Origin of the sequence: Tatumella saanichensis (assembly GCF_000439375.1) — a bacterium.
GTDB classification, from domain to species: Bacteria; Pseudomonadota; Gammaproteobacteria; order Enterobacterales; family Enterobacteriaceae; genus Tatumella; species Tatumella saanichensis.
The window spans coordinates 221,500-248,192 of the sequence record NZ_ATMI01000041.1 but is presented as its reverse complement, the minus strand read 5'-3'; the positions used below and the strand labels follow the sequence as shown (position 1 = coordinate 248,192).

Annotated in this window: 23 protein-coding genes; 9 read left to right on the top strand and 14 right to left on the bottom strand. The window is 51.7% G+C overall.

Annotated elements, in window-relative coordinates; all coding sequences use genetic code 11:
* Positions 1 to 147: 147 nt before the first annotated feature.
* Positions 148 to 1,512, top strand: coding sequence for an L-serine ammonia-lyase (locus DW47_RS0112725; RefSeq protein ID WP_029686792.1), 1,365 nt, complete (start codon positions 148 to 150; stop codon positions 1,510 to 1,512).
* A gap of 76 nt (positions 1,513 to 1,588) precedes the next feature.
* On the opposite strand, the gene DW47_RS0112720 is transcribed toward DW47_RS0112725, so the two are convergent.
* From DW47_RS0112720 to DW47_RS0112705, 5 genes are all read right to left on the bottom strand, one after another.
* Entirely contained in the window at positions 1,589 to 3,151 is a 1,563-nt protein-coding gene (locus tag DW47_RS0112720; protein ID WP_029686790.1) for a TerC family protein, read from the bottom strand.
* 272 nt (positions 3,152 to 3,423) lie between these two features.
* Entirely contained in the window at positions 3,424 to 4,242 is an 819-nt protein-coding gene (gene rlmA / locus DW47_RS0112715; RefSeq protein WP_029686789.1) for a 23S rRNA (guanine(745)-N(1))-methyltransferase, read from the bottom strand.
* Between the two features lie 133 nt (positions 4,243 to 4,375).
* A complete protein-coding gene (cspE, locus tag DW47_RS0112710) occupies positions 4,376 to 4,585 on the bottom strand; it encodes a transcription antiterminator/RNA stability regulator CspE (RefSeq protein WP_001062678.1) in 210 nt (69 codons plus the stop codon).
* Between the two features lie 42 nt (positions 4,586 to 4,627).
* On the bottom strand, positions 4,628 to 4,741 hold the full coding sequence (locus DW47_RS17755) for a DUF2627 domain-containing protein (RefSeq protein ID WP_241430745.1): 114 nt from the start codon (positions 4,739 to 4,741) through the stop codon (positions 4,628 to 4,630).
* Between the two features lie 643 nt (positions 4,742 to 5,384).
* Complete coding sequence (locus DW47_RS0112705; RefSeq protein ID WP_029686788.1) at positions 5,385 to 5,690, bottom strand: YebO family protein; 306 nt, start codon at positions 5,688 to 5,690, stop codon at positions 5,385 to 5,387.
* Positions 5,691 to 5,906: 216 nt separating this feature from the next.
* Between DW47_RS0112705 and DW47_RS0112700 the strand changes: the two genes are divergently transcribed.
* Positions 5,907 to 6,161, top strand: coding sequence for a YobH family protein (locus tag DW47_RS0112700; RefSeq protein ID WP_029686787.1), 255 nt, complete (start codon positions 5,907 to 5,909; stop codon positions 6,159 to 6,161).
* A gap of 27 nt (positions 6,162 to 6,188) precedes the next feature.
* Here the strand turns inward: DW47_RS0112700 and htpX are convergent, their stop codons facing one another.
* The 4 genes from htpX to DW47_RS0112680 form a co-directional block, all read right to left on the bottom strand.
* Positions 6,189 to 7,070: a protease HtpX gene (gene htpX / locus DW47_RS0112695; RefSeq protein WP_029686786.1), complete on the bottom strand. Its 882-nt coding sequence runs from the start codon at positions 7,068 to 7,070 to the stop codon at positions 6,189 to 6,191.
* 229 nt (positions 7,071 to 7,299) lie between these two features.
* Positions 7,300 to 9,339, bottom strand: coding sequence for a carboxy terminal-processing peptidase (gene prc, locus DW47_RS0112690; protein ID WP_029686785.1), 2,040 nt, complete (start codon positions 9,337 to 9,339; stop codon positions 7,300 to 7,302).
* Between the two features lie 19 nt (positions 9,340 to 9,358).
* The gene (gene proQ, locus DW47_RS0112685) at positions 9,359 to 10,036 is read right to left on the bottom strand and encodes an RNA chaperone ProQ (protein WP_029686784.1); all 678 of its coding nucleotides are present in this window, start codon (positions 10,034 to 10,036) and stop codon (positions 9,359 to 9,361) included.
* Positions 10,037 to 10,131: 95 nt separating this feature from the next.
* Complete coding sequence (locus tag DW47_RS0112680; RefSeq protein ID WP_029686783.1) at positions 10,132 to 10,632, bottom strand: GAF domain-containing protein; 501 nt, start codon at positions 10,630 to 10,632, stop codon at positions 10,132 to 10,134.
* A 221-nt stretch (positions 10,633 to 10,853) separates the two neighbouring features.
* Between DW47_RS0112680 and yebS the strand changes: the two genes are divergently transcribed.
* The 3 genes from yebS to rsmF all read left to right on the top strand — a co-directional run bounded on the left by yebS (position 10,854) and on the right by rsmF (position 16,201).
* The gene (gene yebS / locus DW47_RS0112675; RefSeq protein ID WP_029686782.1) at positions 10,854 to 12,098 is read left to right on the top strand and encodes a membrane integrity lipid transport subunit YebS; all 1,245 of its coding nucleotides are present in this window, start codon (positions 10,854 to 10,856) and stop codon (positions 12,096 to 12,098) included.
* Positions 12,067 to 14,694, top strand: coding sequence for a PqiB family protein (locus DW47_RS0112670; RefSeq protein ID WP_029686781.1), 2,628 nt, complete (start codon positions 12,067 to 12,069; stop codon positions 14,692 to 14,694). Before yebS ends, DW47_RS0112670 begins: the two co-directional genes overlap by 32 nt.
* Positions 14,695 to 14,773: 79 nt before the next feature.
* Complete coding sequence (rsmF, locus tag DW47_RS0112665; protein ID WP_029686780.1) at positions 14,774 to 16,201, top strand: 16S rRNA (cytosine(1407)-C(5))-methyltransferase RsmF; 1,428 nt, start codon at positions 14,774 to 14,776, stop codon at positions 16,199 to 16,201.
* A gap of 162 nt (positions 16,202 to 16,363) precedes the next feature.
* On the opposite strand, the gene DW47_RS0112660 is transcribed toward rsmF, so the two are convergent.
* Together DW47_RS0112660 and copD are read right to left on the bottom strand one after the other, a co-directional pair.
* Positions 16,364 to 16,711, bottom strand: a complete 348-nt coding sequence (locus tag DW47_RS0112660) for a YebY family protein (protein WP_029686779.1) — start codon at positions 16,709 to 16,711, stop codon at positions 16,364 to 16,366.
* A gap of 30 nt (positions 16,712 to 16,741) precedes the next feature.
* On the bottom strand, positions 16,742 to 17,614 hold the full coding sequence (copD, locus tag DW47_RS0112655; protein ID WP_051150950.1) for a copper homeostasis membrane protein CopD: 873 nt from the start codon (positions 17,612 to 17,614) through the stop codon (positions 16,742 to 16,744).
* A 180-nt stretch (positions 17,615 to 17,794) separates the two neighbouring features.
* Between copD and DW47_RS0112650 the strand changes: the two genes are divergently transcribed.
* Both DW47_RS0112650 and exoX read left to right on the top strand, forming a co-directional pair.
* Positions 17,795 to 18,028, top strand: a complete 234-nt coding sequence (locus tag DW47_RS0112650; protein WP_029686777.1) for a DNA polymerase III subunit theta — start codon at positions 17,795 to 17,797, stop codon at positions 18,026 to 18,028.
* Positions 18,028 to 18,699, top strand: a complete 672-nt coding sequence (gene exoX, locus DW47_RS0112645; protein ID WP_029686776.1) for an exodeoxyribonuclease X — start codon at positions 18,028 to 18,030, stop codon at positions 18,697 to 18,699. The genes DW47_RS0112650 and exoX overlap by 1 nt, the downstream gene beginning before the upstream one ends.
* Here exoX and DW47_RS0112640 read toward each other — a convergent pair.
* Complete coding sequence (locus DW47_RS0112640; protein WP_029686775.1) at positions 18,696 to 20,762, bottom strand: S9 family peptidase; 2,067 nt, start codon at positions 20,760 to 20,762, stop codon at positions 18,696 to 18,698. The genes exoX and DW47_RS0112640 overlap by 4 nt on opposite strands.
* Before the next feature lie 179 nt (positions 20,763 to 20,941).
* On the opposite strand from DW47_RS0112640, the gene purT reads away from it, so the two are divergent.
* A complete protein-coding gene (purT, locus tag DW47_RS0112635; protein WP_029686774.1) occupies positions 20,942 to 22,120 on the top strand; it encodes a formate-dependent phosphoribosylglycinamide formyltransferase in 1,179 nt (392 codons plus the stop codon).
* 69 nt (positions 22,121 to 22,189) lie between these two features.
* Here purT and zwf read toward each other — a convergent pair whose 3' ends face one another.
* Positions 22,190 to 23,665 (bottom strand): glucose-6-phosphate dehydrogenase, encoded by a 1,476-nt coding sequence (gene zwf, locus DW47_RS0112630; RefSeq protein ID WP_029686773.1) that lies wholly within the window; start codon positions 23,663 to 23,665, stop codon positions 22,190 to 22,192.
* 498 nt (positions 23,666 to 24,163) lie between these two features.
* Here zwf and pyk point away from each other — a divergent pair, with 498 nt between their 5' ends.
* Complete coding sequence (gene pyk, locus DW47_RS0112625) at positions 24,164 to 25,606, top strand: pyruvate kinase (RefSeq protein WP_029686772.1); 1,443 nt, start codon at positions 24,164 to 24,166, stop codon at positions 25,604 to 25,606.
* A gap of 48 nt (positions 25,607 to 25,654) precedes the next feature.
* Here the strand turns inward: pyk and lpxM are convergent, their stop codons facing one another.
* On the bottom strand, positions 25,655 to 26,617 hold the full coding sequence (gene lpxM, locus DW47_RS0112620; protein ID WP_029686771.1) for a lauroyl-Kdo(2)-lipid IV(A) myristoyltransferase: 963 nt from the start codon (positions 26,615 to 26,617) through the stop codon (positions 25,655 to 25,657).
* Positions 26,618 to 26,693: the final 76 nt, after the last annotated feature.

Sequence of the window (26,693 nt, the reverse complement as noted above, 5' to 3'; positions counted from 1 at the left end):
ACGTTAAAATCGTGCTATTCTGATATTTCTTGGAAGATCCTACGGCGAAGTGCGACTATTACCGCCTTTCTGTTGGACGAGGTCAACCTGACAGTATCGCTACAGGCTATTCCTGCCCCTTTATGTCCCTGAGTTGTGGAGTTTTTTGTGATAAGCGTTTTCGACATGTTTAAAATAGGTATCGGCCCTTCGAGCTCACATACCGTCGGTCCGATGAAAGCCGGCAGACAATTTGTCAGCACGCTTATTGAGGAAAATATGCTGACACGAGCCACCCGCGTTTCGGTGGATGTTTATGGCTCTCTGTCATTGACCGGTCATGGCCACCATACGGATATTGCCATTATTATGGGTCTGGCTGGCGCCTCTCCAGAAAGCGTCGATATCGATGCTATCCCTGGCTTTGTTGCCGATGTCAATCAGCGCCAACGTCTGCCGTTAGCTGATGGTCGTCATGAGGTGGATTTTCCCCGCGAAGGTGGCATGGTATTCCGCAGCGAGGTATTGCCGTTACATGAAAACGCCATGACCCTGACAGCTTGGGAAAACGATTTCTGCCTATTACAAAAAACCTACTACTCGGTAGGCGGTGGTTTTATTCTCAGTGAAGAAGAGTTCGGCCAATCGCCATTAGACAGTGTGCAAGTGCCTTATACTTGGAACACGGCTCGGCAACTGTTGGACCACTGTCAGCAGACCGGGCAGTCAGTATCAGGATTGATGCTAAAAAATGAATTGGCCTTACACAGCCGTGAGGAAATCGACACGTATTTTTCCCATGTCTGGCAGACTATGCAGGCCTGTATTGATCGTGGTTTGAATACCGAAGGGGTTCTACCTGGCCCTCTGCGGGTGCCACGTCGTGCAGCAGCCCTACGGCGCTTGCTGATTTCCGGCAGTCAACATTCCACCGACCCGATGAATGTCATCGACTGGGTAAATATGTTTGCCTTAGCGGTCAACGAAGAAAATGCGGCCGGCGGACGTGTGGTGACCGCCCCGACTAACGGTGCTTGTGGCATTATCCCAGCCGTTCTGTCGTATTATCATCAGTTCGTCGCGCCGGTCACGCCCGATGTAGCGTTGCGTTACTTCCTGGCTTCTGGAGCCATCGGGATTTTATACAAGATGAATGCATCGATTTCTGGTGCGGAAGTCGGGTGTCAGGGTGAAGTGGGCGTAGCCTGCTCGATGGCGGCAGCAGGTCTGGCAGAACTGCAAGGTGCCAGCCCTGAACAGGTGTGTATCGCCGCTGAAATTGGTATGGAGCACAATCTCGGCCTGACCTGTGATCCGGTCGCCGGTCAGGTGCAGGTCCCTTGTATTGAACGTAACGCTATCGCTTCGGTCAAGGCAATTAACGCTGCCCGTATGGCCCTGCGCCGTACCAGTGCCCCGCGGGTGTCCTTAGATAAAGTGGTCGAGACCATGTATGAGACCGGCAAAGATATGAATGCTAAATACCGCGAGACGTCCCGTGGCGGATTAGCCATTAAAGTACAATGTGATTAACCAGCGTTTACCTCTGCGTACCGGTTAAAAAAAACGCCTGATAAAATCAGGCGTTGTTTCATGCTCAACCGCGGGTTCAATCACCCTGTGAGGGATTGTTGTCTTGGTCACGGGTGACCCGCACCAGATCAATTCGATAATCAGTGGCTTCAACGATGGTAAAATGCAGGTTCTCAATATCGATCACCTCGCCCACCTGCGGGATCTGCCCTTTAAGGCTGATTAACCGCCCAGCCAGTGACGCATGATCTTCTTCCGGCATTACCAGACAATGGACATCCAGGCGATGCTCCAGTGAGTGTAGATCGGTTCCGCCCTTCACCAACCAGCCGTCACCGTCCGGGGTAATGTCTGGGGTTTCGTCTTCATCTGGGAACTCACCGGCAATCGCTTCCAGCACATCCAGTGGCGTAATAAGCCCTTGTACCACCCCAAACTCATTACTGACGATAACACAGCTACCGCGAGCACGACGTAACACACCCAGCAGGTTGATAGGGTCGAGGGTTTCTGGAACGATGATAGCCGGCGTAGCCGCAGCAAACTCAGCCACATCAACGCCGTGATCCAACGCCACCAATAACTCCTTGGCCCATACCACCCCGATGATCTCATCAAGTTCACCACGCCCTACTGGGAACAAGCTGTGTGGCGTATTCAGCAGTAATTGACGGATCTCATCGGCAGGATCTTCTGCATTGACCCAAGAGATTTCACCACGTGGCGTCATCAGACTGCGGATTGAACGTGATGCCAAGGTCAGTACCCCGGTGATCATATAGCGTTCTTCATCCTTGAACGCTTCTGTCAGCGGTAAATCGTGGCCCGGTTGGGACGTCTGTTCTGAAGGCTGCTGGCTACGCTTACCGCCCATCAGACGTAGGATTATTTCTGCAGTGCGCTCACGCATCGGACGCCGCGACTGATGACGAATAAAATTACGGCGGGCAATCTGGTTAAACAACTCGATAATGATCGAGAAACCAATGGCCGCATACAGATAGCCTTTGGGAATATGGAAACCGAAGCCTTCTGCCACCAGACTAAGACCAATCATCAGCAGGAAGCTGAGACAGAGCACAACAACCGTCGGATGAGCGTTGACAAAACGGGTCAGCGGTTTAGAGGCCAGCAGCATGATGCCCATCGCAATCACAACCGCCGTCATCATGATCCACAAATGGCTGACCATGCCAACTGCGGTGATCACGGCATCCAGTGAAAACACTGCATCCAGTACCACTATCTGCGCTACTACCACCCAAAAACTGGCGTAGTTTTTATTGCTGTTATGGCTCTCTGGCCGGTTTTCCAAACGTTCGTGCAATTCTGTGGTGGCTTTAAACAGCAAGAATATCCCGCCGGTCAGCATAATCAGGTCGCGGCCGGAGAAGGCAAAATCGCTGATCTGGAACAGCGGCTTAGTCAGAGTAACCAGCCACGACATCAGAGAAAGCAGTCCCAAGCGCATGACCAGCGCCAAACTCAATCCAATTATCCGCGCTTTATCACGCTGCCCTGGCAACAGTTTGTCCGCGAGTATGGCAATAAACACCAAGTTATCAATACCGAGAACAATTTCCAGTACGATAAGCGTGACCAGCCCTGCCCAAACGGAGGGATCCATTAACATTTCCATTAGTTACCCCTTGCAAAACAGAGTGTGGAAACTGCGGACGGCCGGTGTGAAACCTTGTGTTGAACCGGAGACAGAACCGGACAAAATGAGACCAGCATAGAGACGGTGTTGCCAAGCAACCCTAATGTGAAAATTGAACGACGTCGGTGACGATCCATAACCCGGGCTTAAGCCCATTACTCCTGAATAATAAACAGAGTGCTAATGTATCAGTTACCGTAACGTCGTCAAAAATAATTTTACATTTATATACCAATTGACATCTCTGCGACTCAGTCTGCTTTCCGCCGCCAGAGACGCAAACGGAAGTCCGCTTCGCAGTCAAACTGCGTACTGGCCGCTAAGGTCTGCCGAACCTGCTCACTGGCTCGCCAAGCAAAAGGCGTCATTTGCAGTAAGGCAAGCGCATGATTGCCCTCGGTGTGCATAGGATAGCTAAGGCGCTGCTCGGTCACACATTCAAAGGCTTCCAACGGATGCTCGTGCTCTTCATGCAGTTGCACATCCTGATAAATGAGCGCTTTTAGCTGCATCAAGTGGCGCGGAGCTGGCGTCACGGTCAGTAAATATCCCCCTGGTTTCAGGGTTCGTGCCAATTCTTCATCTTTACAGGGGGCGTAGATGCGCAGTATCGCTGACAGGCTATTATCAGCGAATGGCAAGCGGTAACTAGACGCTACACAGAAATGGATACCCTTATAGCGTTTGGCCGCATAGCGTATCGCAACCTTAGCCACATCAAGGCCAAATACCTGACCATTAGGCTGTTCCGCCAGTCGTGCGGCGATACCCGCTGTGTAATACCCCTCCCCACAGCCGATATCCAGAACCTTAGCTTGTTCCGTGGTAACCACTTCTGCCAGCATATCACCCACAGCATCGCGTAACGGCTGATAATGGCCTTGGTCAAGGAACTGTCGCCGAGCTTGGATCATCTCTGGGCTGTCCCCGGGAATTTTGGACCCTTTGTGCTGTACTGGAAGGAGGTTGACATAGCCTTCACGGGCTTGGTCAAACTGATGATTGGCGGCACATCGCCAGCCTCCGGACTGCTGATGCAGAGGCTGCTGGCATAACGGGCATATAAACACTGCAGAAACTCCGTGAAATAAATCAGCGGGCAGTGTACCTGTTCACCAGCATTGCCGAAAGAAAAAACCCCGCTCAATGGGCGGGGTTTTGCAATTCATGACACCGGACGCATTTCCGGAGAAGAGTCGCTTATCAGATAGCAGTTACGTTAACCGCTGCAGGGCCTTTCTGGCCGTCCTGAATTTCGAACTCTACGTTCTGGCCTTCAGCCAGAGTTTTGAAGCCGTTACCCTGGATTGCAGAGAAGTGTACGAACACGTCTTTGCTGCCGTCAGCAGGAGTAATGAAACCAAAACCTTTAGACTCGTTGAACCACTTAACCTGACCTTTGATCTTTGCCATTTTGCAAATTCCTTTAATTGTTTATTTTGCCCGAAGGCGATGTTACAGAAAAACGCGGAACAGACTGCATGAGGCACTAATATTAGTTTCGGCAAAGGAAGCAGTTCTAACGTTAACGTCTTTACTCAAATCTTCTTTACTGATAATGCCATGCATAAACAGATTCGTACCTCGATTAATCTGTTAATTGTTATCACATATCCCTTAATTAATGGCAAGCCATTTTTAACCGGTAAGTGAGACTGAAGACACAATTAGTGACCGGCAACACAGACCTGCATCTTGTACTTGCCCTGCAGCAAAGGCTTTCACCCGCATTTTCAGCAGGCTCGATACCCTTGTTGCCGGAATATGGATCCTGAAAATGCTATCACTTCATTGTTCAAGGTTCAATAATACCGTTGCCTGACTACTTGTCGATTTATTGCCACTGAAGTGCATCGTTTAGCCGAACAGACTTTGTCTACGGCTTATTTACTCCTTCGGCTGCGATTATTTTCGCACCTCACTTGAATAAATCAGCAAGTTATATCTTTTTATTATGAATAAAAGATAAAAAAAACTAACGATGATTTTGCCTGCCACTGCCAACCGACATGAGATTATGGACGAAACAGCGAAGCACCCGAAGGAATATCAGTTTAGCGATGATTCCGCTCGCCATTACAGGAGTCACCATCGGCTCGCCTCTACTACGGCTGATGCTCACCGTCTGTTAACTCGCCCCCCGAATTGAATCGGGTAATCTGATTTTCTTATCTCCCGCGCAGAAGAAACCTGTGCAGGAGGCCTTGCAAAATTAACGCTCAGGGACAAATTTTAGGTAAGGATTTTCCGGTTCCGGCACCTCTTCAACCGCTGGTTCAGCAATCGGTGCGGTAGGCGCCGCAACCCCATCCTCAACATACTGGGTTTCAAGCAGACGTTTCAACAGCGCATTCTGTTTCTTCTGTTCGTGAAGCAGCGCTTCCAGTAGTGCCACTTTCTCACTGGCACGGACACTGGCACGGTTAACAAAAAACCACAGGATCAGCGCAAAAATCACTGCTGCCGCTACTAATGCAGGGAGAATAAAGCTTCCCATGCCCGATGCCATATCATTCATATCGTTGCCTCACCACATCCGGTATCACTGCAAATAATCAGAGCTGTGATTCTACTCTCGGAACGGGAAATGTTCACCAGATGTTCACCGTTCCCCTCGCAACTGCTCAAAAAACTTTCAGTTATCTCCGATGCTTTTTTAAAAGTCAGACAGGCATGCTGTCAAGGGCTATCACAATGTTCAAGGTTGAACTGACTCTACAAGGAGAATAACAAAATGGTATTGCGCAGCATTCTGATACTGGCGGGTATCTGGCTAGTTATGCTATTCACCGGATACGGTGTCCTGACCGGCAGCCAAAGTATTGCTATGGGCCTAGGGTTACGGTGTGAGTATTTGACGGCCAAAGGAGTGACAGTGTCACGTTATCTACATTCCCGCGGCGGTATCACCGGCGTGACAGAATGTCCGTGGTTCAGTAAGCGTGACAACCTGTTATTTGGCAGTGACTATCTTCCGGAAAGAAAATGACCGCCGAAAATCGGCGGTCACAGGGCTTTATTTAAGGTAATCGCCTCGGCGTAAGGCTTCAATACGTTTGTCCAGCGGTGGGTGAGACATAAATAACTCACTCAAGGATTTGCCTTTACCGTTGATGCAGAATGCCATCATATTACCAGGTTCTTGCGGTTCATAGCTGGTTTTCAGCCGCTGTAAAGCGGCGATCATTTTTTCACGACCTACCAGCCGAGCCGAACCCGCATCTGCATGAAACTCACGGTGGCGAGAGAACCACATGGTGATAATGCTCGCCAAAATACCGAATACCAACTCCAGTACCGTTGCAACAGCAAAGTAAACCAGCGGATTACCATTGCTGTTTTCTTCACTATCACGATCCGACGAAAGAAATCCGGCGGCGATCTGGGCGATGATACGTGAGATAAAAATCACAAAGGTGTTCACAATCCCTTGTATCAAGGTCATGGTCACCATATCACCGTTAGCAATATGGCTGATTTCATGAGCCAGTACCGCTTCCGCTTCATCACGATTCATATTTTGCAGCAGTCCAGTCGAAACGGCGACCAGCGATTTGTCTCGGCGGGCCCCGGTCGCGAAGGCGTTGATATCTGGCGCATGGTAGATAGCTACCTGCGGCATAGCAATACCTGCCTGCGCTGCCTGCTGAGCAACGGTATTCATCAGCCACTGCTCGGTGGCATTACGGGGTTGCTCTATCACCTCCCCTCCGACAGAGCGCAGTGCCATCCACTTCGACATCAGCAGGGAGACAAAAGCACCACCGAAACCGAACAGACCGGCCATGATCATCAGTCCCTGAACACTGGCTGACTGAATGCCGGTAAGGCTCAAAATCAGCCCGAACACCAGCATCACAGCCAGGTTAGTCAGTAAGAAAAGCCCGATACGCATCATAAACGTTTATTTTCCTCATCATTAACGCAGTTTATCTGTCACTATCCTATGTGCATTAGCGCGGTTTTCAAGTGACGAACCCTTGTAAACCTCTGAAACGACATAACTTTACATTTTGACAGACATTTCTCCACCCGTTAGTGCGATTACTGACATTTTGTGAGCCACTACAACGGATTTTCGGCAAAAAAAAACACCGGCTCTAGCCGGTGTTTTGTGGGGTCAAACCTTACTTGGCCGCAGCCGGTGCCGTTTTATTGGCTTCGAGCTGTGCCAGATCGTTGGCGATATCGACCGTTTCATCCAGATACGGGTCCGGATCTTTATAGTCTTTCGGCAACTGATCCAAGCTGGTCAGCGGTTTTTTACCCTGGGCCTGCAGACGGGCATTGATCCGCTCCAAGCGCATCGTATCGTCTTGTTTGTTCTCTTTTTCACGCTCAGCATAATTCAGAGAAACAATATCGATCTTATCCTTCATGGCATCAAAACGTTTAATGTCCTGTAGGATGTACTGGAACTCACGATCTTTGGCAATACGCGCATCGTGATCCGCCAGTAATGCTGGCAGATAAGGCTTTAGGTCTCCGGTTTTAGTGTATTGCGCGGCTGGGATACTGTCCCAAGGCAGTGCATTATCTTCGTATTTCTCACCGGTTTTCACTGTTTCAACGCCGGTTGGCATAATCAGATCAGGAGTAACCCCTTTCAACTGGGTACTCCCCCCGTTGATACGGTAGAACTTCTGGATCGTGTACTGTACCGAGCCCAGTGGCGGCCATTCAGGACGCAACATCTGGTCATAGATACGACTCAGTGAACGGTACTGCTGTACGGTCCCTTTACCAAAGGTCGGTTCACCGACGATCAGCGCACGGCCGTAATCCTGCATGGCAGCAGCGAAGATTTCTGATGCCGACGCACTGAACCGGTCAACCAGTACCACTAATGGTCCTTTGTAGTAAACGATCCCATCGGTATCGCTGTCTTGGCGGATCTTACCGGTGTTATCCCGCACCTGCACTACCGGACCAGAAGGAATAAACAGTCCGGACAATGATACCGCTTCGGTCAATGCCCCGCCGCCGTTGGTACGTAAGTCGATCACAACGCTGTCTACATGCTGTTTTTCCAACTTCTGCAATTGGACTTTGACATCGTCAGTCAGGCCCACATAGAAGCCTGGAATGTCTAATACGCCCACTTTATGGCTGCCGACAGTGTGTACCGACATCTGCACCGCACGATCTTCCAAGCGGATCTTCTCACGGGTCAGCGTGATAATACGGGTTTTGGTCCCTTTACCTGCCGGTAGGATCTCCAGACGGACACGGCTACCTTTTGGACCTTTGATCTTCTCGACCACATCATCCAGTCGCCAGCCGACAATATCTTCCATCGGCTTGCCCGGTTCTCCGACCGCAACGATACGGTCACCCACCGACAATTGCTTACTACGGGCTGCCGGGCCACCAGCTACCATAGAACTGATGGTGACATTGTCATCATCCGACTGTAGCACAGCACCGATCCCCTCAAGAGAAAGGCTCATTTCGGTATTGAACTGTTCAGTATTACGCGGTGACAGGTAGTTGGTATGCGGGTCAATCTGATGGGCAAACGCATTCATCGCCGTCTGGAAAACATCTTCACTGCTGGTCTGAGCCAGACGACGGATAGCAAAATTATAACGCTTAGTTAGGGTATCGCGGATTTCATCATCCGTTTTGCCTGACAGCTTGAGATTCAGCTCGTCGAATTTAACCCGCGCATCCCAGAGACTGTTCAGTTCTGCCTCAGAGGTCGGCCACGGTGCTTTGCTGCGATCCAGATTAATGGTTTCGTTGGTATTGAAATCCATCGGACGCTTCAGCACCTGCAGGGCATACTGATAACGTTCAAAGCGACGTTTTTGCGACAAGTTAAACAGATCGTAAAAAATATCCAGCTTACCGGTCTGCAGTTCTTCACCGACGGTACCGGCTTTACCTGAATACTGCGCAATATCGGACGCCAAGAAGACATTATGGTTATAGTCCAGCATATTCAGATAGCGGTCGAAGATTTTCTCTGAAAACGCGGTGTTTAGGTCAATCTGGCGGTAATGAGATTGTGTGAAACGGGTGGTAACACGCTCACTGACGGTCACATGCTGTGGCTCTTCATGCAGTACCGGGATCTGGTCTTCGCGGGTGATGGTATCCGCCGCAAAGGTTTGGCCGGCCATAAGCAGGCCGGCAATCATACTCAGCTTAAAAAAGGTGTTCATACCCTGGTCACTCTCCGTTTCAGAACTGCAAGTGTTCTGCGCGTACAATCATTGCCAGACCGGATGAAAGCTGAACCCGAACGCCCTCTTTGGCCACTTCAAGCACGGTAGCATCCATCGCATTCTGACCGGCTTTAACTTTAACCGCCTGGCCTGTCTGCAGAACTGAGGTGTCAGTCACCGCTTTCAGTGGCGCTGCAGCGGTAGTTGGACGCGGACTGGACGATTTTTTGGCAGTGTCACGTGGTTTACGGGGCGCATCACCGTTGGCCGCTTTACGTGGGGCCGATTTACGTGGCTTACGCGTTTCATCGCTGTTGTCACCGGCTTCGGCTCTACGAGCACGCTGCTGGGCACGGTGTGCCTGGACGCGAGCTTTTGCCTCTTCCAGTTGTTTTCGAGCATGTTCAACGTGTTGCTCGTCCAGCTGACCGCAAGCATTACCGTCCAGATCCACACGGGTGGCTCCAGCTTTGATACCGTGCAGGTAACGCCAGCTAGAGGTGTACAGTCTTAAGGCTGAACGCAGACGGGTTTTACTGATCTGTGATCCTTCAGGAACGCGTTCCACGATATCCTGAAAAATACCAATTTTCAGAGGCTTAGCTTCACCTTCAATGCAAAAACACTGCGGAAAACTCTCTGCCAGAAAGGCGATAACTTCTTTGCTACTATTCAACTTAGGTTGATTTTCCATGAAATTTCCTGATTACAACGGTTTTGCCGGCCAATACGGGCATGAACAGGCGCCATTATAATGACAACGTTGCTAAATGCTATGCATCCTGTCAATTAGCTGCCATTCAGTTGCAAAAATCTTTCGATTTCAGTGGCTGGTAAGGCTTCAGACAGTCCATCCACCAGCTGACGCAGTCCTTTTTCGTCTTGTTCATCAAAGCGGCCATAAGCCGTACTGTCGATATCCAGCACGCCTATTACCTGACCGTTAAGTGTCAGTGGCAGCACGATTTCAGAATTACTGGCCGCATCGCAAGCAATATGGCCGGCGAACGCGTGAACATCTTCAACTCGTTGGATGTGATTTTCGGCCACAGCAGTGCCACATACCCCGCGTCCCACGGGAATGCGCACACAGGCAATTTTCCCCTGAAACGGTCCCAGCACCAGCGTTTCGGGTTCACTGAGGAGGTAGAAACCGGCCCAGTTGACTTCCGTTAGCCGTTCAAATAACAGAGCGCTGCAATTGCCGAGTAACGCCAAGAAGGATGTCTCACCGGAAGTCAGGGCATTGAAATCGCGATTAAGCTCATCATAAAATGCTTGTTTGCTCATAGACCAACCATTTACATTAACAAATTATTATTTTTTCTTTTGCATGCCTGCAAAACGCACAAAAACATACACAACCTTCATCAAACCGATAGCAGAGTGACTATACTCAAAACCATCCGTTGTCCCGGTATTCACAATGTCGCCGTCTGCAGAATATAGCAGACACCCTGACACCTTTCGGGAATTTCACGTACTTGACCGGGTAACTATCAATTTCTTTTATGAAAATTAACACAATCAGGCCAGCATTATTACATACCGCGGACCACAGATGCCCGCAATGCGACCTTGTTTTTAGCTTAACAGCGCTGAAAACGCACGAATCGGCCTATTGTCCGCGCTGTATGGCGAAAATTCGCAGTGCTAACAGTTGGTCTCTGACACGGCTGGTCACCCTTGCGGTGACCATGCTTATCCTGATGCCCTGCGCATTTAGCTGGCCGCTAATGAGTATTCAGTTGTTGGGGATGAATATCGATGCCAGCTTACTGGGCGGCATTTCGCAGATGATCTCCAGTGACGACGTGCTGACCGCAGCCATGGTCACCTTCTGTGCCATCGGCGCACCGGTGACCTTGGCATTAATGTTGATTTACCTGCTGCTGGGAAACTGGCTAGGGATGAATCTCCGTCCGGTTTTGCTGGCGTTGGAGAAAATCAAAGAATGGGTGATGCTGGATATTTATCTGGTGGGAATTGCCGTGGCTGGGATCAAAGTTCAAGACTACGCGGCTCTGACCCCGGGTTACGGACTGGTGGCGATGATCGCCTTAAGCCTGGTCAGCGTGCTGACCCTTATCCATCTCAACCCGCAGTCACTGTGGCAAACTTTTTACCCGCAAAAGCCCGTGGCCGTGGCCGCGGATCAATTACGCGTCTGCCTGCATTGTCACTTCAGTGGGCTGGCCGATGAAAAAGGTCGCTGTCCTCGCTGCCACACGCCACTGACCCTACGCCGTCCTTACAGCTTACAGAAAACTTGGGCGGCGCTGATCGCGTCGATTGTGTTTCTGTTCCCGGCAAACCTCCTGCCGATATCGGTTATCTACCTGAACGGTGCGGAGCAATCGGATACCATTTTCTCGGCCATCCTCTCTCTCGGCTCAGGTAACCTGCCGGTGGCGCTGCTGGTCTTTTTTGCCAGTATACTGGTGCCATTCAGTAAAGTTCTGATTATGCTGAGCCTGCTGCTCAGCATTCACTTACGTTGTCTGCAGGGCCTAAAAACCCGCATGCGTTTGCTACGGGCAATAAAATGGATAGGTCGCTGGTCAATGCTTGACCTATTTGTGATTTCTCTGACCATGTCGCTGGTGAACCGTGACCAGTTACTGGCTTTTACCATGGGACCAGCAGCTTTCTACTTTGGCTCTGCTGTGATCCTGACCATCCTTGCTGTTGAGTGGCTGGATAGCCGATTACTTTGGGACGCTTATGCCACAGGAAACGCCGAATATGCCGATTAATTCTGCGATAACAAAAAAACGTAAAATCTCCCCTTTCTGGCTACTGCCTTTAATTGCGCTGCTGATCACCGGCTGGCTGCTGTGGAAGAATTACCAAGAACGCGGCACTACCATTACCATTAACTTCCAATCTGCGGATGGGATCGTGCCGGGGCGTACCCCTATCCGCTATCAGGGGGTACAGATCGGCACGGTGGAAGGCATTGTTCTCAGTGATGACTATCGTACTATCCATATCCGCGCCAGCATCAAAAATGATATGAAAGATGCCCTGCGCCAGCAGACAAAATTCTGGCTGGTCACCCCACAAGCCTCGTTAGCGGGGGTCTCCGGTCTGGATGCGCTAGTCGGGGGTAACTATATCTCCATGATGCCCGGTAAAGGCTCACCGCAGGATAACTTTACCGCCCTCGATTCCCAGCCAAGAGTAAGTTCTAATACCAACGGACTGCTGCTACACCTGAATGCTAGAGATCTCGGATCGTTAAACACCGGCTCGACGGTGTATTACCGTAAGATCCCGGTGGGTAAAGTCTATAACTACAACATTAATAATGGCGATCAAGGGGTGACTATCGATGTACTGATCGACCGCCGTTACGCGCCGTTAGTGAAAAAAGACACCCGCTTCTGGAATGTTTCCGGTATTGATGCGCACCTCAGCCTCAGCGGTGTAAGTGTTCGTATGGACAGTTTACCCGCGGTGATCAATGGGGCCATTGCCTTCGATTCTCCGGCAGACGGTGCCCCCGCCGTTCCTGATGAGCACTATCAGCTTTATGATTCGTTGGCGAACAGCCACCGCGGCGTGAAAATTACCCTTGACCTGCCGGACGGTAAAAATCTGACAGCCGGCTCAACCGCATTGATGTATCAGGGGCTACAGGTCGGTACTCTCACTGCAGTTAACCTTGCAGACCCGCAGCACGTCACCGGTGAACTGACCATCGATCCGTCAGTAACAGAGTTGATGCGCACCAATACCCGTATTGAGCTACAAAGCCCGAAACTCGGACTGACCGACCCTTCTCTCAGCAGCCTGCTGACCGGCGCGACCCTGCAACTGGTGCCTGGTAGTGGCGAGCCCCGTGATCGTTTCCGCGTTTATCCGGCCGACGAAACCTTGATGGTGACGCCTGGTGCTCTCAACCTGCATCTGACCGCCTCCGACAGTTACGGTATTGCTCCTGGGCAGCCGATAGTACTGAATGGTGTTACCGTTGGCACGGTCTCGACCCGTGAACTGACCGGTAAGGGGGTGAATTTCGTGATCTCCATCGCCCCGCAATATCGTCGTTTTGTCCATGCTAATAGCCAGTTTATCGCTGACAGCCAGATCCGCGTCAATGTCAGCCCTGACGGTGTACAAATGGTCGGTGCCAGCCCTGGCGCTTGGTTAAAAGGCGGCATCCGCATGACCACCGGGGATCGTGGCGAACCGGCGAATAACTATCCGCTGTATGCAGATGCTGCACATGCTGCAGAAGGGGTTACCGGAGATACTCCATCCACGACCCTGACCCTAACCGCCAATAGCCTGCCAGATATTCAAGCCGGTTCGGTGGTCCTTTATCGCCGTTATCAGGTGGGTGAGATCACCGCGGTCACCCCGCGGGCTGACGGGTTTGAAGTAGCTGTGCACATCAATCCGGCTTACCGAAGCCTGATCACCAGAGATACCGTGTTCTGGGCCGAAGGCGGCGCCAAGGTTCAAGTAAATGGTAGCGGCATTACCGTCCAGGCCACCCCGCTTAACCGCGCGCTAAAAGGCGCCATTAGCTTCGATAATATTCAGGGGGTTGTCCACCGCCAGGGACAGTCGCGGATCCTCTACCCGACCGAGACCGAGGCCCGGGCAGTAGGTGGTCAGATCACCCTCAGTACCTATGATGCCAGCAAGCTGTCAGCCGGTATGCCAATCCGTTATCTGGGTATCAATGTCGGTCAGATCGAGTCGTTGTCGCTAAGTGCTAATAATAACCAAGTATTGGCGAAAGCTGTCCTCTACCCAGAATATGTCAATGATTTCGCCCGCATCGGCACTCGCTTCTCGGTGATCACCCCAGAAATATCGTCTACCGGTGTCAGCCATTTGGAATCGTTATTGCAGCCTTACGTCAATGTCGACCCAGGTAAAGGTCCGTCCCGGCGCAGTTTTGAACTGCAGCAAGCTACCATTACCGATTCTCGTTACCTGAACGGTAAGACTTTCTTCGTTGATGCGCTGGATGCGGGATCTTTAACCATCGGGACACCCATCTTGTTCCGTGGCGTAGAAGTAGGCACCGTCACCGGTACCTCCTTGGGTAACTTGGCAGACCGCGTACAGATTGCTTTCCGTATCAGTCAGCGTTACCAATATCTGGTGAGGAATAACTCGGTGTTCTGGCTGGCATCCGGTTACTCACTTAACTTCGGTCTTACCGGAGGTGTGGTCACCACCGGCACCTTCCAGCAGTTTATTCGCGGCGGTATTGAGTTTGCGACACCACCGACGGTACCGCTGGCACCGGAAGCGGACAGTAACAAACATTTCCTGTTGCAAAGCGAAGCACCCGCCAAATGGCAGCAATGGGGAACCGCCATTCCTCGCTAGCTTAACTGTGGATAACGGGCAGAATCACTGCCCGTTATCATGTTACACTGCTGCCATTATTTACTGACGGAACTGTGCTGTGTCCGAGACTTCCTCTTTTTTCCCTGCTGGCTTCCTGGATCAGATGCAACAAATGCTGAGCGATGAAGCTGCCTTTTCTGAATTTAAATCCTTTTGCCATTTGCCGTTACGCCGTAGCCTGCGGGTAAATACCTTAAAAATCTCGGTGGCTGATTTTCTGCAGTTGGTCGCTAGCTACAACTGGCAGCTGACGCCAATTCCCTGGTGCGCGGAAGGATTTTGGGTAGATCGTCCCGATGACTCGCTGCCCCTCGGCAGCGTCGCCGAACACCTGAGTGGGTTATTTTATATTCAAGAAGCCAGCTCAATGCTACCCGTTAGTGCGCTGTTTGCCCATAGCGATAGCCCACAGTATGTAATGGATATGGCGGCGGCCCCAGGGTCGAAAACGACCCAGATTGCTGCAGCCATGGGCAACCAGGGGATGATCCTCGCCAATGAATATTCTGCCAGCCGTGTGAAGGTGTTGCATGCAAACCTCAGCCGCTGTGGTGTGACTCAGGCGGCTATTACACATTTCGATGCCGCGGTGTTCGGTCCAGCGTTACCCGAACAGTTTGATGCGATATTGCTGGATGCGCCCTGTTCCGGCGAAGGGGTGATCCGCAAGGATCCTCAAGCCCTGAGAAACTGGAGTTTAGAAAGCTGTCAGGCGATCGCCGTCACCCAGCAGCAATTGTTGGATAGCGCTTTCCACGCCCTGGCACCAGGTGGCACCCTAGTCTATTCTACCTGTACCCTGAACCACATAGAAAACCAGCAGGTGCTTGCGTCACTGCTGAACCGCTATCCACAGGCGGTAGAAGTGGTTCCGCTCAACGAGTTATTTACCGAGGCGGAACGGGTAGCAACCCCTGAGGGCTACCTGCATGTTTTCCCGCAAGTGTTTAACTGCGAAGGCTTCTTTGTCGCCTGCCTGCGTAAAACCGCTGCCGTAGAACCATTACCGGTACCGAGTTATAAAGTGGGTAAATTCCCTTTTACGCCGCTCAGTGGCAAATTGAGCCGCGAAGTCCGTCAATTGGCTGCTGCATCCGGACTCCGCTGTCCAGAACAGGCGGAACTCTGGCATCGTGATAAAGAGATATGGCTGTTTCCACAGGCTGCGGTCCCGCTGTTTGGTCGAGTACGCTTTTCACGTATCGGACTTAAGTTAGCGGAAACCTTTAACAAAGGCTATCGCTGGCAGTATGAAGCGGTGGTGGCACTAGGAGACCCGCAGCATACGGCAGTTTATCATCTCAGTGAGACACAAGCCGAGGAATGGTACCGTGGCCGAGATATTTATCCTGATACTGAGGTGCCGAACGGAGAAATGTTAGTGATCTATCAGGGACAGGTGTTGGGGCTAGCAAAACGCGTCGGTCAACGTATCAAAAACAGCTACCCGCGAGAATTGGTGCGCGATGGTCGACTGTTTCGCTGACAGATAAAAAAAGACCGGACACAACTCCTGTGTCCGGTCCAGGGAAATGGCTCTGGCAGAGCCGTGCGCTAAAAATGATCAACAGCAAGCAAAGCCGGCTGGTGATTTAATCATAGACACTCTTTCACTAAATACCAGTCAAGGCCGTCGCAATCACTGAGATCAGTGGCTGCATAGACTCTGGGCTTTATCGACCAGCGGTTGCAGGGACATTTTACGCCCAGGATGCGCCACATCATCCAGCAATAACGGAGTGATTGACTCGCCCAGTGATTGGCCGCTGCTGACTCGCTGTTGCGCAATGCTATTCAGCGGATAATTCATCAGTGTGGAAGGATTGATAGCAAATAAAGAGCCGTCCTTTTCACAGGTTAGCATGATCTCTTCACGATTAAGTGGCCAGCGATCCTTACCGGTTTCAAAACGGCTCAGGGTAATGACCTGCGCGGCGAGCGCAGAGCTACTGATTAAGGTGAGTAATAGCAAAGGAAGCGTTTTTTTCATCAGTATAGGACCTTAGTAACAGATAAATATCAGAATTCAGTTGGGCGATAAGGTCGAAAACAGACTGACCACCGCCACCGCCATCAGCGCCAGCCCGCCTTCAACACGGGTCAGCCGCCTAAACCACTGTTGGCTGTAAGGTGCAAGCTGGGTGAAACGCGGGACGAGCCAATAACGGTTCAACACCGCTATAGCAATCATCAGCGCCACTAAGCTGGTTTTGAACAACAATCCCCCCCACCAGCCACTCATCGTCGGCGGCCAACCTGCCACCAAATAGGCCTCAGCCCCGCCACTTACCACCACGACTATCACTGCCAGGTGTGCGGCACGAGAAAAATTGATCATGCTATGCATGGCATGACGCGATAGAGGCTGTTGGCCACTGGCCCGCATCAGACGTAGTAACGGAAATAAGCCGCCGGTCCACAGTGCGGCGGCCAGCAGGTGTAGACTCTGCAGCAGCCAACCCAGCGGAGCACGCCAACCCACACCGGCAATTGCATGGCCGCTACCGGCCACCAGTATAAGTTGCACCATTGTCATCACAAAAAAGAGATAAACCGCTGCTGGATGCTTAAAGCGGACGATCGCCGCGGCAAGGACCGCCAGCAGCATGCCTGGTACCCATACGTCACCAAAGCGCGTGCCGGCCACTGCCTGCCACACTTGGGGTTGCCACAGGGCCTCTACCTCGCCGCTCATTAACACTGTTTGACACAGAAAAATGCCAATGGCACTGATAAGCCCCAACCAGGCACACCAGAGAATGGGAGTCTGCACCAGAGGTTGCAGTGTTTGTCGATAGTCACGGGGGGTCAGCCACCATAGATAGCAAAGTGCCCCGCTGCTAAACAGTAAGCTGCTAAAATGGAAAAAACGCAGGATAATAAAACCGGACTCCGCCAATGCTAAGATCTCCCTGTCCCCTGACTGATAGGAAATCTATACTATCACCGCCGCGAGTCCTTTCCTATGCTGGTGAAAGGAACCCTGCTGCATCACTCGTTTAACACACATCACCCAGTACAGCACTTGATCCTGTCGCCGGAAAACATTACTTTGGCGCCAGATTATCGGGAGTTCATCATGAGCAATAACCTTGCGCGACTCAGCGCTGAAGAAAAAGATAAAATCAATACTGATTTAGCAGCCTCCGGAGTGGCCTTTAAAGAGCGTTATAATATGCCGGTGGTGGCCGAAATTGTCGAACGTGAGCAGCCCGAGGCTTTACGTGATTGGTTTCGTGAACGACTGGCGTTCTATCGCCAGCGGTCGGTGACCCTCTCCCGCCTGCCCTATGAGCCGAAAGTGAAAAGCTGATGCTGCGTGTCATTGATACCGAAACTTGCGGTTTGCAGGGAGGCATAGTTGAAATCGCCTCAGTCGATGTGATTGACGGTGAGATCTGTAATCCAATGAGTGACTTGGTTTGCCCTGACCGACCGATTAGCCACCAAGCCATGGCTATCCATCGCATTACGCCTCAGATGGTGGCAAATAAGCCGCCTATCGAAGCAATTATTGACCGTTATCGCGGCAGCGCTTATTACGTCGCCCACAATGCTTCTTTTGACCGCCGGGTATTACCGGAAATGGGTGGCGAGTGGCTGTGCACCCTGAAGATGGCCCGTAAGCTCTGGCCAGGACGCAAATACGGTAATCAGGCGCTACGCCACAGCCTAAAACTGGAAGTTCAGCCACCAGCAGATTTGCACGCGCACCGGGCATTGTACGACTGCTACGTCACGGCGTCGTTGTTAGTCCGTATCATGCAGGACTCTGGCTGGAGCCCGGCACAGATGTCTGCGCTTAATACTCCGCCGACTGAAGTCAGTGATGATATCTTTCCGTTTGGTAAATATCGTGGACAACCCGTGGCACTGGTTGCCCGCAAAAACCCAGGATACTTACGCTGGATGCTGGATAACCTGGATGATTTGCGCCCGGGCTTTCGTCAGACCCTGCAGCGCTATCTTAAAGGTCAGTCCTAAGCTGTCTGCCCCGGTAGAATGCCTTCGGACAAACCAATCAGAAACGCCATCTCTTGGGCGATATCCTCACAGCCTTTAAAACGTCCGGACTTGCCGCCATGTCCGGACGTCATGTCGGTCCACAGTAGCAACAGTTGATCACCGGTTGCCGTTTCCCGTAACTTGGCGACCCATTTGGCTGGCTCCCAATACTGAACCTGTGAGTCATACAGCCCGGTGGTTACCAGTAGATGTGGGTATTCACCGGCACAAATATTATCGTAAGGGCTATAGGCGCGGATCGTCCGGTAACTCTCCTCATCCGCTGGATTACCCCATTCATCATACTCACCGGTCGTCAGCGGAATCGATTCATCCAGCATCGTGGTGAGAACATCGACAAAAGGGACTTGGGCCACTACACCGTGATAAAGCGCCGGTGCTTGATTGATTACCGCCCCCATCAGTAGCCCGCCGGCGCTACCGCCCATCGCGTAACAACGCTGCGGGTCACCATAGCCCCGGGCCAGTAACTGTTCAGTACCGCTGATAAAATCGCTAAAACTATTCTGTTTATTTTCCAGTCTCCCGGCGTCATACCAAGCCTGGCCCAGTTCGCCACCACCGCGCACATGGATCAGTGCATAGACAAAGCCGCGATCCAGCAGGCTCAGTCGACTGCTGCTGAAATCGGCATCCATACTGCTGCCATATGCGCCGTAGCCATAGACCAGCAGCGGATTTTTGCCAGGCTGATACAGGGATTTGCGATACACCACTGATACCGGTACCTGACAGCCATCTTCCATTGTCAGCCATAGATACTCACTGTGATAGCGGTCCGCTTGGAACCCTTTCACTGCACTCTGTTTAAGGACCTTGCGCTCGCCGCTGTCGAGATCCAACTGATAAGTCGTCACCGGCGTCGTCATCGAGGAATAGCCGTAACGCAGCATTGCGGTATCTGGGTTGGGATTAAACCCCAGCCAAGCTACATAGGTAGCATCATCAAACTCAATGTCTCGCCGCTCGTCACGGAAGCGATGATATTGTGACAGACAACTGAGACCATTCTCCCGCTCTTCCGTCACCAGCCAATCACGGAATACTTGGAAAGATTCGAGTACCCGCGACTCACGTACCGGTATCAGGGTTTGCCACTGTGTCTCCTGCGGATCACTCTGCGAAACGCTATACAAACCAAAGTTGATACCCTGTGCATTCGAACGGATATAGAACTGCTGCTGGTAATGATCCAACTCATATTCATGATCTTCGCGACGACTCAGAAAACAGACTGGGGGGTGATCAGGCTGATTGGCCTGCACCAGCCAGACTTCACTGGTGGTGGTGCTATCGATAATAATCTCTATATAGTCCTCAGAGGTGGTTTTACCGAGACTGAGATAAAAACTGTCATCGCTCTCCTCATAGACCAACTGATCATCGCTTACCGGTGTGCCCACTTGATGGCGCCACACCTGCCAAGGTAACAGTGTCTCTTCATCCTGACGGATATAGAACAGAGTCTGGTTATCATTCGCCCACATCAGTGAGGGCGACACACCGGTCAGTACGTCATCCAACCATTGACGCCTGTCAATATCATAGAAACGGATCTCATACTGTCTTCGCGACTGAAAGTCTTCGGCAACCGCCATCAGTCGATTATCTGGGGTAATGTCTAAGGCACCTAAGTTGTAATAGTCACGGCTATCTGCCCGCTGATTACCATCCAGCAGACACTGCCAATCGCCTTGCCCCGTGGCGGTTAACGGCGCGCGGAACCAGCTCGGGTATTCGGCTCCCTCTTCATAGCGCTGCTGATACAGATAGCCATTTTTATCGTAAGGTACTGACTGGTCACGGGCAGGAATACGAGCAACAATTTCTTTATAGAGATCGTTTTCCAGTGTTTTTACCGCGGCCAACTGCTCAAGGCAGTATTGGTTTTCCTGATGCAGATAGTCCAGCACTTCTGGGCGGCTGCGCTGGTCGTCCCGTAGCCAATAATAGGGATCGACTCGGGTCTCACCATGCATCACTAACGGGTAAGGATGTTTTGCTGCTTCAGGGGCTGCCATACTGTTTTTCCTACAATCAGACGTCCGGGTAAGGGTTGTGTGTGACAGTGTCACGAAAACAATGCACTGCGACCTGTCGACTGTAACACTATAAAAAATAAATCGCCCGCTAATGCCTGCGCAATCGTTTTCCTTTATACTGTGACGGTTTTTTATGACAAGCATTTATGGGTGAAAAGATGGTTACTCTCGGTACTGCATTACGTCCTTCCGCGACACGCGTCATGTTATTAGGCTCCGGTGAACTGGGGAAAGAAGTCGCCTTGGAGTGCCAACGCCTCGGGGTGGAAGTGATAGCCGTCGACCGCTATGCCGATGCACCGGCCATGCATGTCGCCCACCGCAGCTATGTGGTGAACATGCTGGATGGTGAGGCACTGGCGGAGATTATTGCCCGCGAAAAGCCAGATTACGTGGTACCGGAAATTGAAGCGATCGCCACAGATAAACTGTTGGAACTCGAACAGCAGGGATTACGCGTGGTTCCTACCGCTAGGGCCGCCAAACTGACCATGAACCGCGAAGGCATCCGCCGTTTGGCCGCAGAGGAACTCGCTTTACCGACATCCGGTTATCGCTTTGCAGACAGCAAAGAAGCGTTCTACGCCGCCGCCGAAGCTATCGGTTTTCCCTGTATTGTCAAACCGGTGATGAGCTCATCCGGCAAAGGTCAGAGTTTTATTCGCGATGCTGCGGGTCTGGATAAAGCCTGGGCCTACGCCCAAGAAGGCGGACGCGCCGGTGCCGGTCGGGTCATCGTTGAGGCCGTGGTAAACTTCGACTTTGAAATCACCCTACTGACCGTCAGTGCCGCGGACGGGATCCATTTCTGTGCCCCTATCGGCCACCGCCAAGAAGATGGCGACTACCGTGAATCTTGGCAGCCACAGGTGATGAGCAGTATCGCTCTGCAACGGGCCCAAGAGATCTCTGCCTCGGTCGTCAAAGCCTTGGGCGGCTATGGGTTATTCGGCGTCGAGCTGTTTGTCTGCGGTGATGAGATCATCTTCAGTGAAATCTCACCACGCCCTCATGATACCGGTATGGTGACCTTGATCTCTCAAGACCTGTCAGAGTTTGCCCTGCATGTCCGTGCCTTCCTGGGTCTGCCCGTGGGCGGGATCCGTCAGTATGGACCGGCCGCCTCTGCGGTGATCTTACCGGAACTGAACAGTAATGATGTCCGCTTTGTCGATGTCGATAAAGCATTGGCCGCTGGCCTGCAAGTGCGTCTATTTGGTAAGCCAGAAATTGCTGGCCGTCGTCGTCTTGGGGTCGCGTTGGCCGTTGCCGACAGTACCGAAGAAGCGGTGGAACGGGCAGTCACTGCCGCAAAGTCTATCAGCGTTAACGGCTGATTCCAGAGCAGATAAGCCAAAAAAACGGCCCGCTTTTAGCGGGCCGTTTTGCTCTGCAACGATCAGCGATTATTCAAACTCGTTCCATGAACGGCCATCACGAGCGATCATGGCCACCGACGCAACCGGTCCCCATGTCCCTGCTTGGTAAGGCTTAGCCACATCACCATCACTGGCCCAGGCGTTAATGATTGAATCCACCCAGGTCCACGCCGCTTCCACTTCGTCACGACGAACAAACAACGCCTGGATCCCACGCATACTCTCCAGCAGCAGACGCTCATACGCATCCGCCAGATGAGACTCGTTAAAGGTCTCAGAGAAACTGAGATCAAGTTTGGTGGTCTGTAAATGATGTTTGTGATCCAGACCCGGCACCTTGTTCATGATTTCGATATCCACACCTTCATCCGGCTGCAGACGAATAGTCAGTTTGTTCTGCGGCAACTCGGCGTAGGAATCTTTAAACAGATTCATTTCTGGGTTCTTAAAGTAGACCACCACCTCTGAACATTTCGACGGCAGACGTTTACCAGTTCTTAGATAGAATGGAACACCAGCCCAACGCCAGTTATCAATGTCGACACGGATTGCGGCAAAGGTTTCGGTGCTGCTAGTTTTGTTGGCACCCTCTTCTTCCAAATAACCCGGCACCTTTTTACCCTGCACAAAACCGGCGGTGTACTGACCACGCACGGTTTTTTCCCGCACATTGGTCTCATCGATACGGCGCAGTGAGCGTAACACTTTGACCTTTTCGTCACGGATGCTGTCAGCACTGAGATCTGACGGAGGTGACATGGCGATCATAGTCAGGATTTGCAGCAAGTGGTTCTGGATCATATCGCGCATCTGACCGGCTTTATCGAAGTAGCCCCAACGCCCTTCAATACCGACCTCTTCCGCCACGGTGATCTGCACGTGATCGATGGTACGGTTATCCCAGTTGTTAACGAAGATAGAGTTAGCAAAGCGCAGCGCTAGCAGGTTCAACACTGTCTCTTTGCCCAGATAGTGGTCGATACGGAACACCTGGCTCTCGTCGAAGAATTCACCGACACTGTCGTTAATCTGTTTGGAGGTTTCCAAGGAGGTGCCAAGTGGCTTTTCCATCACCACACGGGCCGGTTTAGCGTTCAGTTTGGCCTTACCCAGTCCCTGACAGATGGCACCAAAGGTCCCCGGTGGCATCGCAAAATAGTTAATGGTGACACGCTCTTTCTGATCCAGCATTTTACCGAGACGGGTAAAGTGAGCCGCATCATTGACGTCCAGGTTACAAAAATCGAGACGGGCGCTGAGTTTATCCCACAGCGCTTCATCGATTTTTTCTTTCATGAAAGTTTCCAGCGCCTCGCGCACCACTTTGGTGTAGGCCACTTTATCCCAATCAGCACGGCCCACACCTATAATGCGTGAACCCTCATGGATCTGGCCGGCTTTTTCCAGTTGATACAGGGAAGGCAACAATTTGCGGCGTGCTAAATCGCCTTTGGCACCGAAAATGACCAGATCGCATGCCTGGGCCTGATGGGTTACCGCCATTTTACTCTCCTCATTACCGAGTCATCATTGCCCACTGACAGCGCAGGCCGGACTCTTTTCATTATTAATTTATTTGCGTGACACTGTACTTCTTTTTATGCCGTCAGGTAAATACGCAGATAACACCCTGATCCGTCAAAGTGTTGTCACATCCCTCATCGCGGACCGATAAAAGTATGGCTGCGCGGGAGCTTTCTGCGCCAGGATTGGGCTAAGCCGTAATATTGACAGCTTAGCATGCTTCCCGTTTAAGCCTTTGCCTGTCAGAGCGATAGTTATAAACCGCGCCTAATGGATCCTAGGCACAGTTTCTAAGCAGAGATTGTAGAGAATCAAAGAACCGGCCAGCTTTATCGGGGATACTGTAGAGAGGGACAGGCTTGCGTTAACAGGTTGACAACATTTGTACTCGAAACGCTGCCCTGTAATCAGATAAACTGTCGCTATCCTGTGGGTACTGTCTGTGCGCACCCTGCTTTATGATCAACGGAGTTTTTCATGCCAAGACGACTGAGAAGAACCAAAATTGTCACTACCCTGGGCCCTGCCACTGACCGGGATAAAAACCTCGAAAAAATTATCGCTGCTGGAGCCAACGTGGTCCGGCTCAACTTTTCTCATGGCAGTGCTGAAGATCATCAAGCTCGTGCGGACAAAACCCGTGAAATCGCTGCTCGTCTTGGGCGCCATGTCGCTATCCTCGGCGATTTACAGGGACCGAAAATTCGTATTTCTACCTTTCGCGAAGGTAAAGTCTTCCTCAATACCGGCGATCGCTTTGTATTAGATGCTACTTTGGAAAAAGGGGAAGGCAATCAACAACAAGTGGGAATCGATTATAAAAGTCTGCCGCAAGATGTCGTGCCTGGGGATATCCTGCTGCTGGATGATGGTCGGGTACAACTGAAAGTGATACAGGTATCAGAGACTCAGGTATTTACCGAAGTCACCCTTGGCGGCCCACTGTCGAATAACAAAGGCATCAATAAGTTAGGGGGTGGGCTGTCTGCGGCCGCTTTGACCGATAAGGATAAAGCCGATATTCATACTGCTGCGCGCATTGGCGTCGATTATCTAGCCGTCTCCTTCCCACGCACCGGCGAGGATTTACATTATGCCCGCCGTTTGGCCCGTGAAGCTGGCTGTGAGGCGCAGATCGTTGCCAAAGTCGAACGTGCAGAAGCAGTCGCTTCGATACAAGCGATGGATGACATTATTCTCGCCTGTGATGTGGTGATGGTAGCGCGTGGTGATCTCGGGGTTGAAATCGGCGATCCAGAATTAGTGGGTACCCAGAAGAACCTGATCCGCCGTGCCCGTCAACTGAATCGCGCCGTCATCACGGCTACCCAGATGATGGAGTCGATGATCACTAACCCAATGCCAACCCGCGCTGAGGTCATGGATGTGGCCAATGCGGTATTGGATGGAACCGATGCGGTAATGCTGTCTGCGGAAACTGCTGCCGGACAATATCCCGCAGAAACCGTCAAGGCGATGGCCGATGTCTGCTTGGGTGCAGAGAAAATCCCTAGTCTGAATGTCTCGAAACACCGCCTAGATGTGCAGTTCGATAATATCGAGGAAGCCATTGCCATGTCGGCGATGTATGCTGCTAACCACCTACAGGGTGTGACGGCAATTATTACCATGACAGAATCTGGCAGAACGGCATTGATGACCTCACGGATCACCTCCGGGTTACCAATTTTCGCCCTATCTCGTCATCCGGAAACCCTAAACCGTACGGCAATGTACCGTGGCGTGACGCCCGTCGCCTTTAAGTCCTATACCGATGGCGTTGCGGCGGTGCATGATGCCATCAGCTTACTGCGCGAACGGGGTTATCTGATGAGTGGCGATTTAGTGATTGTCACCCAGGGAGATGTGATGGGGGCCAGCGGAACGACCAATACCAGCCGCGTGCTGCGCGTAGAGTAAACCGTGAGAGGGCTGGCGGCAACGCCAGCCCTCTCACACAGTAACCGGTTACAGGTCGCGACGTTCGTAGGGTTCGATATCCCCATTTTTACGGGTTTTCAGTAGTTTGAGTATCCACGTGTACTGCTCAGGATGTGGCCGAACGAACACTTCAACCTCTTCATTCATCCGACGGGCCAAGGTTTTATCATCGGCCTCTGCCAAGTCATCCATCGGCGGGCGGATATACACATCCAACTGATGCGTTTTACCGTTGTACACCGGAAACAGCGGTACCACTTTGGCACGACACACTTTCATCAAACGACCAATCGCCGGCAGCGTCGCCTTGTAGGTAGCAAAGAAATCAACAAACTCGCTGTGCTCCGGACCGTGATCCTGATCGGGCAAATAATAGCCCCAGTATCCCTGACGCACTGAACTAATAAACGGCTTAATACCGTCATTGCGGGCATGCATACGGCCACCGTAGATACGGCGTAGGCGATTCCAGATATAGTCCATCAACGGATTTTTCTGGTTATGGAACATGGCCGCCATTTTTTGCCCTTCTGACGCTAGCAACATCGCCGGAATGTCTACGGCCCAACCATGGGGCACCAGGAAAATGACATTCTGCTGCTGCGCCTGCAGTTCATCAATGATTTCACGGCCATGCCAGTTCACTCGCTGCCGAATACTGTGCGGTTTTTTTAGCGCCAGTTCGGCCATCATCACCATCGCTTGAGGCGCAGTGCTGAACATATTATCGATAATGGTTTCACGCTCTGCCTCTGAAAGCTCCGGCAGACAATAGATCAGATTAATACGTGCACGACGGCGGGCACTTTTCGCCAGCCGACCAACTCGGTGTCCCAGTGAGCCAAGTAGTGGATCACGCAGCGCCGCGGGGAGCAATGCCATGCCGCCCAGGGCACCGATTGCCAGCCAATTGCCCCAGAATTTGGGTTTCAGAAACTCCGCTTTAAACTGCGGAATAAACTCTGCAGCGCTTTTTTTCTCATTCTTCATGCACTAACCTCTGTAATGAACCGGTTATGATAGTGCTGAGGGGATAATTTGCAATATTCATCTGCACAATTGAAAA

What these genes read in the sequence shown, in the direction of transcription:
- DW47_RS0112720 (WP_029686790.1), bottom strand. Translation starts at nt 3,151, where the DNA reads ATGGAAATGTTAATGGATCCCTCCGTTTGGGCAGGGCTGGTCACGCTT.
- cspE (WP_001062678.1), bottom strand. Translation starts at nt 4,585, where the DNA reads ATGGCAAAGATCAAAGGTCAGGTTAAGTGGTTCAACGAGTCTAAAGGT.
- DW47_RS17755 (WP_241430745.1), bottom strand. Translation starts at nt 4,741, where the DNA reads ATGCATGGCATTATCAGTAAAGAAGATTTGAGTAAAGACGTTAACGTT.
- DW47_RS0112705 (WP_029686788.1), bottom strand. Translation starts at nt 5,690, where the DNA reads ATGAATGATATGGCATCGGGCATGGGAAGCTTTATTCTCCCTGCATTA.
- DW47_RS0112700 (WP_029686787.1), top strand. Translation starts at nt 5,907, where the DNA reads ATGGTATTGCGCAGCATTCTGATACTGGCGGGTATCTGGCTAGTTATG.
- htpX (WP_029686786.1), bottom strand. Translation starts at nt 7,070, where the DNA reads ATGATGCGTATCGGGCTTTTCTTACTGACTAACCTGGCTGTGATGCTG.
- prc (WP_029686785.1), bottom strand. Translation starts at nt 9,339, where the DNA reads ATGAACACCTTTTTTAAGCTGAGTATGATTGCCGGCCTGCTTATGGCC.
- proQ (WP_029686784.1), bottom strand. Translation starts at nt 10,036, where the DNA reads ATGGAAAATCAACCTAAGTTGAATAGTAGCAAAGAAGTTATCGCCTTT.
- DW47_RS0112680 (WP_029686783.1), bottom strand. Translation starts at nt 10,632, where the DNA reads ATGAGCAAACAAGCATTTTATGATGAGCTTAATCGCGATTTCAATGCC.
- yebS (WP_029686782.1), top strand. Translation starts at nt 10,854, where the DNA reads ATGAAAATTAACACAATCAGGCCAGCATTATTACATACCGCGGACCAC.
- DW47_RS0112670 (WP_029686781.1), top strand. Translation starts at nt 12,067, where the DNA reads ATGCCACAGGAAACGCCGAATATGCCGATTAATTCTGCGATAACAAAA.
- DW47_RS0112650 (WP_029686777.1), top strand. Translation starts at nt 17,795, where the DNA reads ATGAGCAATAACCTTGCGCGACTCAGCGCTGAAGAAAAAGATAAAATC.
- exoX (WP_029686776.1), top strand. Translation starts at nt 18,028, where the DNA reads ATGCTGCGTGTCATTGATACCGAAACTTGCGGTTTGCAGGGAGGCATA.
- DW47_RS0112640 (WP_029686775.1), bottom strand. Translation starts at nt 20,762, where the DNA reads ATGGCAGCCCCTGAAGCAGCAAAACATCCTTACCCGTTAGTGATGCAT.
- purT (WP_029686774.1), top strand. Translation starts at nt 20,942, where the DNA reads ATGGTTACTCTCGGTACTGCATTACGTCCTTCCGCGACACGCGTCATG.
- zwf (WP_029686773.1), bottom strand. Translation starts at nt 23,665, where the DNA reads ATGGCGGTAACCCATCAGGCCCAGGCATGCGATCTGGTCATTTTCGGT.
- pyk (WP_029686772.1), top strand. Translation starts at nt 24,164, where the DNA reads ATGCCAAGACGACTGAGAAGAACCAAAATTGTCACTACCCTGGGCCCT.
- lpxM (WP_029686771.1), bottom strand. Translation starts at nt 26,617, where the DNA reads ATGAAGAATGAGAAAAAAAGCGCTGCAGAGTTTATTCCGCAGTTTAAA.